Below are 15,388 nucleotides of genomic sequence, written 5' to 3' on the forward strand. Positions count from 1 at the left end.
AGATCCTTGCGTCTGCGAACATACATATCGCATGAAACGCGTCGATCCTTTTTTGCTTTCCCTGATCTGTGCCATCGCAATGGCCTCTTTCCTGCCCTGCACAGGGCAGATGCGACACCTGCTTGAAGGCCTGACGACCACTCTCATCACCTTGATGTTCTTCTTTCAGGGCGCGAAACTGGAACGTCATGCGATCATCGACAGCGTGAAGGACTGGCGCCTGCAAGGCAGTGTCCTGCTCTCGACATTCGCCCTCTTTCCTCTTCTTGGGCTGGGGCTTCATGCCCTGTTCCGTACGCTCATTCCTGGCGCGCTGATTGGTGAGGAACTGTGGTCCGGGATCCTGTTTCTCTGCTGCCTTCCTTCAACCGTACAGTCCTCAATTGCCCTGACATCCATTGCCCGCGGCAACGTCCCTGCGTCCATCTGCGCTGCAACCGTATCGAATATCGCCGGTATCGTTCTGACGCCCCTTCTGACTGGTATGGTGCTCGGTCATGTGGGCGCCGGGCACTCCCCTCTGGAATCCGTGCTGGATGTTGGAAAAGAGCTGCTGCTGCCCTTTGCTTTGGGTCAGGCACTCCAGACCTGGATTGGCCCGATCGTACGCAAGCACAAGGTTCTGATCTCATTCACAGATCGTGGGTCCATCGTGCTGGTCGTATACACAGCTTTCAGTTCAGCCGTGGTCGAAGGTATCTGGCACCGCGTTCCCGCCCTGCACCTACTGGATGTAGCACTGCTGGACAGCGCCATCCTCGGCCTTGTACTGGCGATGACATATGCGATGGGCCGTCTCATTGGGCAGCCAACCGAAAGTGATATTTCCCTTCAGTTCTGCGGCTCCAAAAAATCGCTGGCTTCAGGAATTCCCATGGCCAGCGTTATTTTTCCGGCTACATCCGTCGGCATTATTGTACTGCCCCTCATGATCTATCATCAGATACAGCTTTTCACATGCACTCTGCTTGCCAGACACTATGCGAAACGCTCACACCTGTAATCACCAGAAAATTTTACGCCATTTTCAGGTCCGATCTTCAAATAATAAAAATATACAGACAGGAAAGGTATACAAATACTCATTCAAGTCACATTTGTGACGATCCGTTACATATGTTTTTTTGACCTGAGAGCCATATCTTTCCAGTATTTCCTGAGGAACAGTGGGAAAGACGGTCGGATCATGAGCATTTACAGCAGGACAACGCCCAATGCGCGCGCTCTGTTCCCAAATGCCCCCCCTGCCCCACTCCCTGAGACTGAAAGCGCTGGTCGCAGAGCTATCCAGTCAGTTTTCAAGGTCAAACAGTTCAATGACATCCACGAACGCGCCGCTGACCTGAAGTTGAGGCTCCCTGCTGGCGGCAAGCGCGCTCAACGCATTGAGCGTATCCGCCAGGCAGGCGTTCTGTTTGTGCACGTTCCGAAAAATGCTGGGACATCTATTTGTAACCAGCTGTATGGAGGAATCATGATGCATGAGAGCGCGCGCTATTATCGTCATGTCGCTCCTGAGCTATTCCGGAGTGTGCCAAGCTTCGCTATCTGGCGTCATCCTGTGGAGCGTTTTGTCTCCGCATATGCATTCGCCCGTCGCGGCGGGACATCCCGGGTGAGCATTCACCCGTCCGTCCGCGACACCTATTCGGCATTCTCGTGTCTGGACGATGCAATAACCCACGTCGAAAATACACGTTCACCCTATGATCTGGATCACGTGTTCCGCCCACAGAGCTGGTATGTCTGCGATCGTAATAATAACCTCATCGTAGACCAGCTTTTCAGCATGGATATGCTATCCCACCTTCAGCAACACGTCCCTGCCTTGCAGAATCACCCGATTTCACATCTCAACGAGAACAAAAATAGCGTCCAAGCCACGGAAAAACAGGCAGCCAGAATCCTGAACATTTATGCCCAGGATAAAAAATTGGCCCAGCACCTGTTCCAAATATGAATTTGTATCATTGAGAAATATATTTTCTGACCTGAAAATGTCATAAAAAATCGCTATTCCGCAGTTTTCTGAGCGAAATCCGGGGGTTTTGTGGCGCAAAAGCCATAACCCTCCCGTATCATAATATGTCAGTCTGATCTTGATTGAACACGATCTGCAGTCGTGATTTTTCTCCCCCTCGGTTACCTTCAATTTTGGCCGAGAAAGATCTCAAACACGATGCGCCTAGCCCGCCTCCTCTCGACCTCAGCGTTGATCGCTCTAGGGGTTACACCTGCACTTGCTGCCACACCGGGCGCAACCAAGCAGGCTGCAACCCCCAAGCATCACGCTGTCGCTCCGAAGAAGATCGACGCACCTTCCATGATGGGCAACACAGCTCCTACCGACCAGAAAGAAGAGCACGTTTCGGTCAACGGCCACCGTCGCTATTTCGATGGCGTAACACGCACTGCCGTTGGCGGTGGTCTTATGGAAAAGCAGGATAGCGCGAAATCCGTTTCCGCTGTCTCGCGTGACTTCATCGAGAAGCAGGCTCCGGGCCAGGATCCGATGCAGTTGATTGCACTACTTCCGGGTGCCAACGTGTCCTCATCTGATCCGGCAGGCCTCACCGGCAGCAACATGAGTGTTCGCGGTCTGGATCAAACCCAGATGGGCTTCACACTTGAAGGCTTTCCAATCAACGATATCGGCAACTTTGCTGTATATTCGCAGGAAATCGTTGATTCAGAAAACCTGAAGACGATTTCTCTCGCACAGGGTTCTGCAGATCTCGACAGCCCGCATCTCAGTGCAACGGGCGGCGTAGTCGACATGTACATGATCGACCCGAAAATGAAGAAAGGCGGCGCATTCGACGTCAGCTACGGTTCATACGATTACACACGCGGCTTCCTGCGACTGGACACGGGAAGAATTGGCCACACAAATCTGCGCGCCTATTTTTCTGGTTCCTACGTTACGGAAGGTGTTAAAAACACCGATTACACAAACAGCAAGCTTCATGCCGAAGCCAAGTTCGTAAACGATTGGGGCCAGAACAACCGCGTCTCCCTCGCCATCGTTGGCAACCGGCTTTACAACTATCTTTCAAACAGCGTGAACAAGCAGTCCTGGGAAACATATGGCCGCGGCGTGAACGGCTATGTTGCCCCCAAGACCGTAAATGGCGTGTCCGTACAGAACACGGTTTGGAACTCGACCTATAATCCAAACGGCTCTGACAAAGGCGCATCTTACTACAAGCTGCACCAGAACCCATTCACCAATATCTATGCCAGTGCGCCTTCGCACTTCACACTCACCGACAACCTAACGCTGACTGAAACGCCATATTTCTGGTACGGTGACGGCAGTGGTGGCGGTGCATACAACACCAATTTAGAAAACCTCTCCTACGGTGCGACCAAGACGACCGGCACCCTGAACGGCCGGGGCGGCACACAAATGCTGTATAACCCGTCTATCACAACCACATATCGTCCAGGTGCAGTCACAAAGCTTACACTGACCACAGGGTTTAACCGCCTGATGGTTGGTTACTGGTTCGAATATTCAAAGCAGAAACAGCAGGGTCCTTACACAGGCGTCGGCGCCGACGGAAACCCATGGAATGTCTGGGGCTCCTCACCGGAAGTCGTGTTGGCAAACGGCCAGACCTATCAGTACCGCAGTACTCTCACCCAGACCCGCGTCCATACGATGTTCATCGGTGACAGCATGTCCCTGCTGCACAACAAGCTGACAATTGACGCAGGCCTGAAATATTCGATCGTAAGTCGCAGCGGCACGAACATGCTGCCAGACACCTCCACCGGCCGTAACATCAGCCAGACCTACTACGAGCCACTGCCAACTGCTTCGATCCGCTATCAGATCAACCCGGAAAACCAGGTCTTCGTCTCTGGCGCAACCAACTTCCGCATGCCGACAAACTACTCGCTGTATGACTCAGGCGCGTATTATGCCGGTTCGGGCTACTCAACCCACGCCAACACCAATCAAAGCCCTGAAATTTCGATTTCGGAAGAAGCTGGATATCGTTACACGGGCTCCACCATCATGGGTTCCGTTACGTATTTCCATTATGACTTCACCAACCGCCTAATCTCTCAGACGCAATGTCAGGATGCGGCCTGCAACAACTACTTCACCACGAATATCAATGCTGGTGGGCAGACCACGAACGGTGTGGATGCAGAAATTGGTACGCGCCCCATTTTCTACCACATCCGCCCCTATGCTTCGTTCGAGTATGTTGATGCGCGCCTTGGAAGCAACCTGCTTGGCGGCAGTGGTAGCAGCGCTGCGTACCTGCCCACCAAAGGAAAATTCGCACCTGAAACACCCAAGTATCAGGTAGGCTTCAACCTGGACTATGACGACGGCAGCCTCTTCGGTGGCTACAACCTGAAATACATTGCTCGCCAGTATTCCACCTTCATGAACGACCAGTCCATCCCGGGTTATGTCCGCATGAACCTGAATATCGGTTACCGCTTCCACAACGTTGGCTTCCTGCAGAGCCCGAACATCAAGCTGAACCTCAGCAACCTGACAAACAAGGGCTATCTGGGCTTCGTGAAGAGCGTGCAGACCAACGCACTTCCGACGGTCGGCCTCAATGGCAAGACAGTTAAAGCTGCAATCCCAACCTACTCTATCGGCGCACCTTTCGCGGCGATGGCAACAGTTAGCGCAGGTTTCTAAGCCTTCGCTCTGTAAGGTTCAATAAAGGCCGCGTCGGATATTCCGGCGCGGTTTTTTTTGTGCCTGAAGCGCACGAGATCCTCACTCAAACTCAAGCGTTCTCCAATTGAAACCATCAAGGCAAAAGCCTTGCGCTTACTTCCGTGATATGGGCATGTATCTTGCCTAAGTCAGGTAGAGGAAAAACGGTGAGCCGCATTAAATCAGCGAAAAAATCGCCACTTGAGGTCTATCAAACCAGACTTGAAGAGCACCTCTCCATCGTCTCCAAAGCGGTGGATACAATGCTGATCGAGCTTCCGCGAGCTATCAATTATCCAGAACTTCATTCCAGAATGAATTTCGATCTTTCCATGGCTAGATCTCATCTTGAGCAAATCGAAAATCTTGTAGCTCAACGAGGGATTGCGGCCCCCTTCTCTCTCGAAACTGTCTCCAGCGTCATCGATAATGTCTCAAGCCTGCTGCATGGAGGAGAAACAAACGACGTTCTAACCAACGCGATGGCTGCGGCTGGATACAAAGCACACCAGATTGCGTCTTTTGATGCCTTAATTGCCTTAGCTGCACATCTTGGCTTTGAAGCCGATCTGAAGACATTGAGTTCAATGCGGGAAGAAGAATATAGCTCCGCAAGGTGGCTCGAACGAAATATGGGCGCAATCGTCAAGCGCTACCTCACCTGCCAGAATTAAAGTACGTAATCTCCAAAGCTGCTGTTACCAGGACGCTATACCGAATACCTGCACCTGACAGAAATGAAGATATATCTGCTGACCAAGTAGTGTAATTTTTACAAAACGCGCAGGTACGCCTTCTTCGTTTCTCCAGATGTAAGGAGAACCATCTGCACCTCCATATGAAATATTGTCATCTTTACGGTGAATAATAACCCAACTGTTATCATCATCAGATACAGATATTTCCAAATTGGCACTGCGCTCGATAGCGTCATCAAGCCTGTTAAAAAGGCGTATCTCATGAATTCGAGCGACTTTCCCCAAGTCAACACGCCACCAAGGATTATCTTCACATGCTGTGTGATGCGCGGGAAAATTAGGAATTTGCCCGGAAAGCGGACCTTCCGCGTTTTCTTCAACCGGCATATCACCTAGAACTGATGACTGCGTGGCAAGGCATCCCTCAGAAATTAGCGGCCATTCAGGTAAGGGAAAAACACAGCACGAAGCCGGATTTGAAATTTCTGACCAATAATTTTTCAAATATGGATCAAATACTGCATTTGTCGCTGCAAGAAATCTATCGCGCTCACTACGTGACATACCGCCCCAACGGCTTTGCTCAACGTAATTTCCAGAGATACTTCTGCGGGATCTTATATCAAAATCCTGTTCTGACTTAATATTATAATGTGCAATAAAAGCAATATCAATAATCTTCTTATTTCGGTCGTCTTCTTTCAGGTAACTCCAAGCCTGATGTGGAAAATTATCATAATATCCTTTTAGGGAATCCCCTAAAACGTTTACAGCTTTCAGATCTGGTGCCAACCCAAGAAGGTTATGATGAATTGCTTCTGAAGGATGGAGAAAGACCTTTCTATATGGTATCTCAGTACTTCTAACGAGAATTTTAGTAAACGGTGTTGCTCCATCTTCACGGCGCGTATAGTTTTTCAATACTGACCCTTTAGGTCTAATTTTATGATCGTTATTCCCAAAAAAAGACCAGTTAAAGTATAGAGCATCAATATCTGTATATTTTTCTATAAATTCTCCAATATTATTTATATTTTTCAAACAAATAAATTCATCAACATCCAGAAACATTATCCATTCGCTTTCTGTAGAATAGTGTCTCAGAAAATGAAAAAACATCTGGAATTGTGCTCCAGTGACTCCATAATGGCGAAAAGTTACTTTAGGAGTATTCCCTACTGTAAACGGGAAAACTGCCTCAAACATTTCTTCTGGATTATCATCATTACAATAAATATAAATATGGTCAAAGCCAATGGAGAGATGGTATGAAATCCACTCGACGATATATGGTGTTTCCCAACGGGCCGTCGTCACCAGACTAAACTGGTGCTTGGGGGCAGGACGAGCGCCGCCTTGAGAAATCACGTCCAGAGGCGCAAAGCCGTAATCAGTCCAATTTTCCATGTTTTACAGAGTACGTTGAGCCACTCCTTGACGTCAAGTATTTATGATCAATATTTAAAGTTAAAAAATTTCTTTGAAAGAAAATTATAAGAAACCGTGAATTAATATTGAGTGATTAAAGATAATTGTTTTTTATTACAGAATAGATAAACCATATCGATATCAATAAAATAAAGTAATATTTTATTTTTAAAGCCCATAAAATGTTTTAAAACAAAGATAATATCCCATATCAAAATATTTCTATGTGACGAGATAAGAAACGTGCCATATTGTTTTTTCTTACTGCCGCTCCTTGAAATGCGCCAAGGAGATGGCATGTCTGAATATCTTTCGTTTCTGGGCCTCTGGCTCTATTACAGGTCGTAATTCTGAACAGTCATGACTGCTTCACCGCCACCTTCCGGTCACCGTATTCTGCCGCTGGCCACGCTCGCTGTGCCAAACAAGGCGCAGCTTGAGCCACAGATTAGTCGGCCATTCATGAATGGCCATTTAACGGCGGGCAGACCAGATCCGCAGAACATTGCCACTCATGGACAAGCTGCCATCATTCTGGATGCCAGGCATGGTGTCCTTCATTTGAATACTACCTCCACCTTGTTCATGGACAATCAGCAGGACGACACTGGTGCAAACCAAACACATAAAGTCGTCTTGGATAGCTCTACCTTACTATTACAGGTAAACAAGGAAAGCTTGCTCACCCAACTGCCTGCTTTGGCAGGGCTCCCGCCTGTTTCCTTTTCGACCGATCAGGGCCCTGGGGTATTTCTTTTCACGGCTTGTGACCTGCTTGAAAAGGGATCGCTCAGAAACTCGTCAGAACAGGCGCGCAAACGACTACTCCGTCATATGATGGAAACTCTGATCACGACCCTGCTGGAAGCTCTTGATCTTGAAGTCAGCGTCGCAGGCCGCCGTCGGCACAGACAGAAGCTCGTTCGCGAATATATTGAAAAACGCCTCGCAGACCCAACGCTCACTCCTCAAAAAATCGCTCAGGCTTACGGTATTTCCGCTCGCGCTCTTTATCTTCTTTTTGATGGGGAGCCTGGAGCTGTAGCCGGGTGGATTTTAAATCGCCGTCTTGAGCGCATACATGCGGACCTGATCAACCCAGCCTGTTCGACAGACGCAATCGCTGTGATCGCATATCGCCATGGTTTTCGAAACGCAGCACATCTCTCACGACGTTTCAGGCAGAAATTTGATATGTCCCCTCGGGAAGCACGGCAAAAAGCCAGCTGAAAGCCAGCCCTCACACTGATTGTGAGGGTTTTATGGATTGCACAATCCGGGACGTCGACTGGTTGTTGACCAGCTCAACAAGTGCCACACGTCCCCCATTTTCCTTAACGAAACGGCCTCCTACCACTTCATCCTCACGATAGTCAGCGCCTTTAACAAGCACATCTGGGCAAAGCGTCTGAATGACCTGAAGCGGCGTCTCTTCATCGAAGAGAACAACCAGATCTACATGCCTTAAAGCCCCCATGACGATCGCTCTGGCCTGTTCATTCTGAATCGGTCGTGAAGGACCTTTGAGACGCGACACAGAGCGGTCAGTATTCGGGGCTTATTCTCAGGTTGTCATACCATCTTCAGGGTGGGTAATCAGGAGCACTTTACCGCTAAATTGCTCTGATATGAGTTCATAACCTTCGAGAACCTCTGCTCCGGAAGACCATACACCAGCACTGCCTCCTGCCAGTTATGCGAAATAGCTCCCACAAGGAATAGGCGCCTCAGGGGAGATCCTGCTGACATCTCCGGACACGTATCGATCCAGAAGAAGGTACCGATGACCGCCACACGACCAAACTGAAAATCCTTGATCATTGCAGTCTCTTCCTCATTTCTGCACAGCAGCCAAGCAGCCTCTCTGGCTTAGTTTCCCAAGAAGGCGGCCAAAAGAAAAGGGGCGGCAGGACAATGCCCCACCGCCCCCTTAGCAGAACAGGGTGATCAGTCTGCGGCATTCCCGGCCAGCAATGTTGCCAGAATCCTGGCGAACCCACTGGCATCAGGAAGAGCCTCTCCTTCCTGAACACGCGCAATATCAAGCAGAACACGTGCGTGGTCGGCGATGTTTTCTCCCTTGGCCACGCGCTCTGACAGAGAGCGGATCAAAGGATGACGCGGGTTGATCTCAAGAATAGGAGGCGTCGCAGGCATTGCCTGTCCAGAGCGACGCAGGAGGCGCTGCATCGCCATGTCTGGGCCACCTTCGGAGGTGATAACAACAGCGCTTCCCGTCAGCCTGACCGTGCTGCGCACATCCTTCACCTGATCTCCAAGAGCATCCTTGAGAGCGGGAATCAGGGCATCGAGATCCGCTGGCTCGGCTGTATCTGCACTGGCGGCCTCAAATTTCTCCAGATCCCCATGGGACTGGCTGACAGAACGGAACGTTTTATCCTGATATGAATTCAGCCGCTCCGGCCAGAAGCCATCCACTGGATCCGTCAGCAACAGAACTTCTAGGCCGCGCGCCGTAAAGCCTTCCAGCTGAGCAGAAGCTTTCAGAGCATCCATATTATCACCCGTGAGATAATAAATGACGTCCTGACCATCCTTCATACGGGAAATATAGTCGTCCAGTGTTGTCAGCGCAGCATCATGGGTTGAATGGAAGCGCGCAAAACCCGCAATTTCCTGACGGTGCTCACCATCTTCCCATAGCCCTTCCTTGATGACAGGGCCGAAATTCTCCCAGAATGCATCGAAACCGGACTCAGCGTCCTTAGCGCGGGTCTTGATTTCATTCAGCACGCGCTTGGTAACAGCTTTACGAATACGGGAAAGAACCGGTGTCGCCTGAAGCATCTCACGCGACACATTTAGAGGAAGATCTTCCGTATCGACTACGCCCTGAACAAAGCGCATCCAGTTTGGAACCAGTTCTGCTTCATCCGTGATAAACATCCGACGGACATGAAGGTGAATCTTGCTCTCGCGAGATTGCTCCATGAAGTCGAACGGACGCGCACCCGGCAGAAAAAGGAGCGCTGTAAATTCAGTTGTGCCTTCTGCGTGCCAGTGCAGGGTTGCATATGGCTCTTCAAAAGCATGAGCGACATGACGATAAAATTCGGCATACTGCTCAGGGGTAATCTCGGATTTCGGCTTTCTCCATAGAGCCGTACCCTCATTCGCAGACTTATCTTCGCTGGTTCCATCTTCGTTGGTTTCACGAAGAGTGATGGGCCACGAAATATGATCAGCCCATTTGCGCACAATCGAGCGCAACCGCCATGTGTCCAAAAACTCTTCCGCATCGTCCTTCATATGCATGACGATATCGGTGCCCGGCGTAGATCGGGATGCTGGCGAAAGGGTATAGGACCCTTTTCCATCAGAAGACCACATCCACGCATCATCAGAACCAGCCTTGCGCGATGTCACATCGACACGGTCAGCCACCATGAATGCCGCATAGAAGCCGACACCAAACTGACCAATCAGGCTGGGGCGATCCTCAGGCTTTGCTGAATCCAGTTTCTGACCAAAAGCCCGCGTCCCTGAGCGGGCAATAGTGCCCAGATTCTGGGTCAGCTCTTCACGGGTCATGCCTGTTCCATCATCGGAGATGGTCAAAAGCTTGGACGTTTTGTCAGGATTGATACGAATGGATGCATTACCCGGAAGGGCCAGAGCAGTATCCGTCAGAGCTTCGAAACGACGCTTGTCTGTGGCATCTGCTGCATTTGCAACCAGCTCGCGCAGAAAGATCTCACGATCTGAATACAGCGCATGGACCACGAGATCGAGAAGACGCCCGACCTCTGCGCTGAATTCATGCTGCTCAGCCTGTGGTGCCGTATTTTCTGTATGTGTTGTTTCGCTCATGTCTCACATTGTCCAGTAAAGGAAAGTGCCTAGAATATGCGTGCAGGGTCGTGCTTTTTCAACAGGCTCAAGATATGCCTTTGCAGATTCTGAGCCACGCAGAGCATGCGTCATTTTGCACATTCAATCCCAGGCGGATGGTGAGCGACATTCTTAAATGACGGTTTTTACTGAAAAAGGATGATGGTGATGAGAGAAAATTATACGGATCAGGAAGGTCAAGATCCCTGTCATTACCATCAGACGGCAGATGACAGACGGGTAGAGCAACCCCAAAAAAAAGCTCTCATCAATCGCCTCAGACGTATCGAGGGGCAGCTTGGTGGTGTGCGCAACATGATCGAGAATGATCGCTATTGTGTAGACGTTCTTACACAGATTTCTGCGATCAAATCTGCACTCGACGGTGTCGCTATCCAGCTTCTTTCAACACATGCAAACGGGTGCGTCCGGAATGCTGTAATTGAAAATGGAGGCGATGAAGCTATGGAAGAACTTTTGGGCGTCATCCGGAAAATGATCCGCTGATCTCTATATCCGAATCATAACCTACCCCCTGGGCGTCTTAAAGGTAACTTGCGAGCGTCATGCCCTTCATCTTTGAGATGATGGAATACGAAGCCTCCAACTGGTTCTGCGTATCTGTCATCTGAACAGAAAGCTGGGCCAGATCCACATCTTTCGCCTTACCGAGCTGATCCGTCAGCATCGAATTCATTTGACCCAGCGCTGAACTCTGCACGGTCAATGAGTTTTGAGTAACACCCATCTGTCCAGCCATATCCGACAGGCCTGTAACAACGGATGTGTTGGTCTGCTGCAATCCTTTTACAATCGCATTAAAAGAATCACTCCCTGCGGATACACTTCCCAAAGAAGCAACGACCATAAGGTTGCGCATCAGATCCCGGATCGGTGACCCCGTGGAAACATCTGTGGCAGCTCCGCCCTGCGTCGCCACGACACCAATTGCAACGGGAGCTCCTTGGCTAACAATAGCTTTCACACTTTGTCCGGAAGCAGTCTCGGGATCAGTGGAAAGGGACGCAGAAAATGGATCACCCGCGGTCGTGTCAGCGCTCGCCTGAAGTGTGCTAGCAAGCACGTCCTGTGCGCTTGTGCTACCCGTGGACGCAACTATCGACTGAATATTGCTCGCCAGCGTGCTGTTAACCAAATTACCATTATCGCTGACCGGCGCCGTCTGAAGGTCCTGACCGGAAAACACATAGGTGCTGCCCTGCTTCGTATTCAGCAGGCTGCCCAGACTATTCAGTGCGTTCTTCGCTGCAGAAACAGCCGTTGCCACACCATCTGCCGATACATTGCTCTGCAACGTCGCAAGTGTGTCATTAAGATCATTGGCGATGCTCGAGATCTGCTGAACTGCGGTCTGGGTTGTGCTAAGCGTGTTCTGAGCAGTCGTAATATTTCCGGTCCATGCCCCAATCTGAGTAATGGCTGGCTGAAGGGATATTGCCTGACTTCTGGACGATCCAAGGCCAGCATATGTCGTGGATTTCACACCACTTGCAGTCGCTGTTTTCTGGCTATCATTCAGTTGTGACAGATTGGAAACACCCAGCAATAACTGACTGGACGCTGTATTATACGCATAAGTCGCGACGACACCCGCCATGATCAGCTTCCTACTGCATTGAGAAGAGCCGAGAACATGCTCTGAACCGTCGAAACGACTTTGGCATTGGCGGCATATGCGTTCTGAAGGCTCACTACATTAGCCATTTCCGTGTCCACCGAGACACCAGAACTGGTATTGAAACTGGTGGAGATATTGCTCTGGGACGTCTGCGACAGCGTCAGGCTGTTTGAAGCCGAATTGGCTGTCGCTGCCTGACTGGATGTCAGCGTTGTCGCGAGATCCAGAATGGTCTGATTTCCAGAATAGCCCGTAGAGAGGTTGCCGTTGAGTCCCAGACTGCTGCTGTCCGAAGAAGGCTGTGCTGTGCCGTCAGCAAGCGTCAAGCCAAAGGCATATTGCAAGACGTTCGTGACGGTTGTCGTGCTACCGGCACTTCCATTAACAAGCTGAGACGGATCGGCGGTGTATGTCGCCGAAACCTGCATGTCCTGTGCAAACCCTAAAGTACCAGCCGGCGTGAGCGTGCCGCTCGATGAGCCCGGAAGTGTACCTGTAGACGTGGTAAACAACGTCATGCCCTGTGCTTGAAAACGGTTTGCTGTCGTGGACGCAAATGCATCCAGCTGTGCCTGCATGGTCGGAAGTGTTGTATCACGCAGCGTAATGTTGGCCCCCAAAGAGCCACCCGAAAGGCTGGAAGTCACGTCACGGCCATTGAGCATAATGCCGGGAATTGCGTTGGCCGTAGTGGTCCCTGGATAAGCTTTATCGACGGTTACTTCGGCGCTCGAAGTCGTAAGTGGCCACGTCGAAGAAACGGCTTCCCCCGCGCTTGTCCTGTTATGTGTCGGCAGCGTCGTCCCGTTCGTAGTGGTGATCGTCATGTCGCCGTTCCCGCTGACGCGCCAGTTCACTCCGATCTCGCTAGACAGAGACGACAGGGCCGTGAAACGTTGGTTTTCGAGATCAGCCGTACTCTGCCCGGAGGCTTTGAGCGTCATGATCTGGGTAGACAGAGTACCGATCGTCGTAAGGTTGGTATTGATATCTGAAACCGTCGACACGATGCTGTCCTGCGCAGACTGTCTCTGGTTCTGATATGTTTCGCCCAGCGTATTCACACTTTGGACGAGACTTTGCGCTGCACTCACAACACTGCTTTGCGCTGAACTGCTCGTGGGCGTTGACGAGAGAGAAAGCAGATCGGATTGCACTTTGCCCAGCAGATCAGAGAGCGTTCCGCTTGAACCTGAATCCGCACTGGTAGAACCCTGCAAAGCTGTAATTGCAGAAAGCGAATTACTGGTCGCCTGATAGTTCGCCACGTCTGCATTCTGTGCATACAAAACGCGCTGAAGCTGATCATTTGTCGCCAGTGTCGTGGCGACCGTAGACACCCCGTAGCCTATGCCACCAGCCACATTGGACTGAACATTGGCAATTTCCTTAATATACCCAGACGTTCCTGCATTCGCGACATTCTGGGACGCAACGGCCATGGCCTGCTGTGTTGCACTCAAGCCGCTGGTCGCAATGGAAAGTGCGTTATTCAGTCCAAGAGACATTTTTTCTATCCCTCAGTCTTACTGGATCATCGCAAGGGTTGTCTGCAGCATTTGATTCGCTGTCGTGACGACCTTTGTATTCGCCCCATAAGCCTGCTGATCAACGATCAACTGGGTCAAGTTGCTGGTAAGGTCTGTTGTTGAACTCTCGAGAGACCCGACATCCAGCGTTCCAGCGCCATTCGTGTTAACTGCAGTAGGGGCACTCGGGCTGCCGGAAGTGGCTGTCGCCGTGTAGGCCTGACCGTCCTGAGCAGCGAGACCATTTGGGTTCGAAAAGGTCGTTAGCGGAATTTTGGCAACGAGTTGTGAAAGGCCGTTGTCAAAAGTCGCCATGACCGAGCCATCGGACTGGATCGCAATACCACTATAGGTACCCGTCGTTGTGCTGTCCGTGGTCATTGTTGACGTCGTTGCACCAGAAGATGTGCCGCTCGAAAGGCTTACGCCAGACGTGCTTCCAATAGTCCCCAGAGACACAGTCATGTTCTGCGGCGTTCCAAGGAACGCGAATGATGCAGTTGCACCTGTAGCCTGCGTAGTATTACCCACCTGCTTCAGTGAGCCGTCATCGTTGAATGTGACGGTCGTATTGTTGGTGGGGTCTGCCGTATTGCTGACTGTCCAGGTATCCGTGCCCGTCTGGGTCCATGTCAAAGAGACATCGTGAGCCACACCCTGACTGTCATAGGCGGTTGCGGTGGTTGTGCTGGTCTGGCCAGTGCCACCCACGCTTCCAATTGCAGATGAGACTGTCATGGTCGTGGTCTGCGTAGGGCGGAAAGCAACGTTCTGAATCTGAATTGGCGCCAGTGTCGTGCTCATCTTCCCGGATGAATCGGTCTGATACCCCTCAAGGTAGTAATTCGAGGTATTTTTCAGATAACCGTTGGCGTCCTGAGAAAAGTCACCGTTTCGCGTATAATATTGCTGTCCATTGAAAACGGGCGCTGTTCCTGTCGAATTACCCGAGGCTTGCTGAACATTGAAAAATCCGTTCCCGGAGATTGCAAGTGCCAGCGTATTGGTGGACGCCGTAACTGTACCCTGATTATCGTTATGCTGACGGGTGGTTGCCAGCACGCTGTCGCTCATGGACTGGCCATCCTGAACCAGGCTGTTATTCGTTACATAGTCCGCAAAGCTTGTTGTCGTGGCCTTGTACCCAACGGTCTGGCTGTTGGCGATGTTGTTACTGAGATCCGAAAACGCGTGAGACTGCGCATTGAGGCCGCTTACAGCCGTCTGGACCGATCCAATAATTGACATGACATACTCCGCCAGCAGGTTGGCCTCGGGACGCGCCCCCGGGCATCGTGGTCAGTGCACCATTCCATGAAGAGTCTTAATAAAGTTCTTATGCCCGCTATGGATTCTGCGCTTTCTGATCACATCAAAGCCAGTAAATCTCACGGTGGATTACCAGTTCCACAGACGGCTCTGGTTCTTCCGGGGAAAAAAGCGCAGAATGCGAATGCATGCCTCGATCTCAGCCTTCTGCCACCTGCCCTGCTAACCCGCCCCGGATTCCGGACAATTCTCCCGTAAGACCGGCACGATTTGTCCATGG

The 15,388-nt window shown here is 50.8% G+C and carries 12 protein-coding genes and 1 pseudogene; 7 read left to right on the forward strand and 6 right to left on the reverse strand.

Annotated elements, in window-relative coordinates; genetic code table 11:
• Positions 1–31 precede the first annotated feature (31 nt).
• The 4 genes from GWA01_RS11210 (at position 32) to GWA01_RS11225 (ending at position 5,367) form a co-directional block, all read left to right on the forward strand.
• Positions 32–1,003 (forward strand): bile acid:sodium symporter family protein, encoded by a 972-nt coding sequence (locus GWA01_RS11210; RefSeq protein WP_146798038.1) that lies wholly within the window; start codon positions 32–34, stop codon positions 1,001–1,003.
• A 183-nt stretch (positions 1,004–1,186) separates the two neighbouring features.
• Positions 1,187–1,960 (forward strand): sulfotransferase family 2 domain-containing protein, encoded by a 774-nt coding sequence (locus tag GWA01_RS11215; protein WP_146798040.1) that lies wholly within the window; start codon positions 1,187–1,189, stop codon positions 1,958–1,960.
• Between the two features lie 219 nt (positions 1,961–2,179).
• Positions 2,180–4,672 (forward strand): TonB-dependent receptor, encoded by a 2,493-nt coding sequence (locus GWA01_RS11220; RefSeq protein ID WP_146798042.1) that lies wholly within the window; start codon positions 2,180–2,182, stop codon positions 4,670–4,672.
• A gap of 188 nt (positions 4,673–4,860) precedes the next feature.
• Positions 4,861–5,367: a DUF892 family protein gene (locus GWA01_RS11225; RefSeq protein ID WP_146798044.1), complete on the forward strand. Its 507-nt coding sequence runs from the start codon at positions 4,861–4,863 to the stop codon at positions 5,365–5,367.
• Between the two features lie 24 nt (positions 5,368–5,391).
• On the opposite strand, the gene GWA01_RS11230 is transcribed toward GWA01_RS11225, so the two are convergent.
• A complete protein-coding gene (locus GWA01_RS11230; protein ID WP_146798046.1) occupies positions 5,392–6,798 on the reverse strand; it encodes a glycosyltransferase family 2 protein in 1,407 nt (468 codons plus the stop codon).
• Positions 6,799–7,179: 381 nt separating this feature from the next.
• Here GWA01_RS11230 and GWA01_RS11235 point away from each other — a divergent pair, with 381 nt between their 5' ends.
• Positions 7,180–8,049 carry a helix-turn-helix domain-containing protein gene (locus GWA01_RS11235; RefSeq protein WP_146798048.1) on the forward strand — a complete coding sequence of 290 codons (870 nt, stop codon included), beginning with the start codon at positions 7,180–7,182 and terminating at the stop codon, positions 8,047–8,049.
• Positions 8,050–8,059: 10 nt separating this feature from the next.
• On the opposite strand, the pseudogene GWA01_RS11240 reads toward GWA01_RS11235, so the two are convergent.
• Positions 8,060–8,377 (reverse strand): annotated as a pseudogene (locus GWA01_RS11240) (bifunctional heptose 7-phosphate kinase/heptose 1-phosphate adenyltransferase); the annotation flags it as partial.
• A gap of 389 nt (positions 8,378–8,766) precedes the next feature.
• Positions 8,767–10,650 carry a molecular chaperone HtpG gene (gene htpG, locus GWA01_RS11245; RefSeq protein WP_146798049.1) on the reverse strand — a complete coding sequence of 628 codons (1,884 nt, stop codon included), beginning with the start codon at positions 10,648–10,650 and terminating at the stop codon, positions 8,767–8,769.
• A gap of 189 nt (positions 10,651–10,839) precedes the next feature.
• Between htpG and GWA01_RS11250 the strand changes: the two genes are divergently transcribed.
• Positions 10,840–11,178: a metal-sensitive transcriptional regulator gene (locus GWA01_RS11250; protein ID WP_146798051.1), complete on the forward strand. Its 339-nt coding sequence runs from the start codon at positions 10,840–10,842 to the stop codon at positions 11,176–11,178.
• Between the two features lie 37 nt (positions 11,179–11,215).
• Here GWA01_RS11250 and GWA01_RS11255 read toward each other — a convergent pair whose 3' ends face one another.
• Genes GWA01_RS11255 through flgE form a run of 3 tightly spaced genes read right to left on the reverse strand, consistent with a single transcriptional unit; the run spans position 11,216 to position 15,087 of the window.
• The gene (locus tag GWA01_RS11255) at positions 11,216–12,289 is read right to left on the reverse strand and encodes a flagellin (protein ID WP_146798053.1); all 1,074 of its coding nucleotides are present in this window, start codon (positions 12,287–12,289) and stop codon (positions 11,216–11,218) included.
• Positions 12,290–12,291: 2 nt separating this feature from the next.
• The gene (gene flgK / locus GWA01_RS11260; protein WP_146798055.1) at positions 12,292–13,818 is read right to left on the reverse strand and encodes a flagellar hook-associated protein FlgK; all 1,527 of its coding nucleotides are present in this window, start codon (positions 13,816–13,818) and stop codon (positions 12,292–12,294) included.
• Between the two features lie 18 nt (positions 13,819–13,836).
• Entirely contained in the window at positions 13,837–15,087 is a 1,251-nt protein-coding gene (gene flgE / locus GWA01_RS11265) for a flagellar hook protein FlgE (protein WP_146798057.1), read from the reverse strand.
• 66 nt (positions 15,088–15,153) lie between these two features.
• On the opposite strand from flgE, the gene GWA01_RS11270 reads away from it, so the two are divergent.
• Positions 15,154–15,366, forward strand: coding sequence for a hypothetical protein (locus GWA01_RS11270; protein WP_146798059.1), 213 nt, complete (start codon positions 15,154–15,156; stop codon positions 15,364–15,366).
• Positions 15,367–15,388 lie beyond the last annotated feature (22 nt).

Source organism: Gluconobacter wancherniae NBRC 103581 (genome assembly GCF_007988885.1).
In the GTDB taxonomy this organism is placed as follows: domain Bacteria; phylum Pseudomonadota; class Alphaproteobacteria; order Acetobacterales; family Acetobacteraceae; genus Gluconobacter; species Gluconobacter wancherniae.

What these genes read in the sequence shown, in the direction of transcription:
- GWA01_RS11210 (WP_146798038.1), top strand. Translation starts at nt 32, where the DNA reads ATGAAACGCGTCGATCCTTTTTTGCTTTCCCTGATCTGTGCCATCGCA.
- GWA01_RS11215 (WP_146798040.1), top strand. Translation starts at nt 1,187, where the DNA reads ATGAGCATTTACAGCAGGACAACGCCCAATGCGCGCGCTCTGTTCCCA.
- GWA01_RS11220 (WP_146798042.1), top strand. Translation starts at nt 2,180, where the DNA reads ATGCGCCTAGCCCGCCTCCTCTCGACCTCAGCGTTGATCGCTCTAGGG.
- GWA01_RS11230 (WP_146798046.1), bottom strand. Translation starts at nt 6,798, where the DNA reads ATGGAAAATTGGACTGATTACGGCTTTGCGCCTCTGGACGTGATTTCT.
- GWA01_RS11235 (WP_146798048.1), top strand. Translation starts at nt 7,180, where the DNA reads ATGACTGCTTCACCGCCACCTTCCGGTCACCGTATTCTGCCGCTGGCC.
- htpG (WP_146798049.1), bottom strand. Translation starts at nt 10,650, where the DNA reads ATGAGCGAAACAACACATACAGAAAATACGGCACCACAGGCTGAGCAG.
- GWA01_RS11250 (WP_146798051.1), top strand. Translation starts at nt 10,840, where the DNA reads ATGAGAGAAAATTATACGGATCAGGAAGGTCAAGATCCCTGTCATTAC.
- GWA01_RS11255 (WP_146798053.1), bottom strand. Translation starts at nt 12,289, where the DNA reads ATGGCGGGTGTCGTCGCGACTTATGCGTATAATACAGCGTCCAGTCAG.
- flgK (WP_146798055.1), bottom strand. Translation starts at nt 13,818, where the DNA reads ATGTCTCTTGGACTGAATAACGCACTTTCCATTGCGACCAGCGGCTTG.
- flgE (WP_146798057.1), bottom strand. Translation starts at nt 15,087, where the DNA reads ATGTCAATTATTGGATCGGTCCAGACGGCTGTAAGCGGCCTCAATGCG.
- GWA01_RS11270 (WP_146798059.1), top strand. Translation starts at nt 15,154, where the DNA reads ATGAAGAGTCTTAATAAAGTTCTTATGCCCGCTATGGATTCTGCGCTT.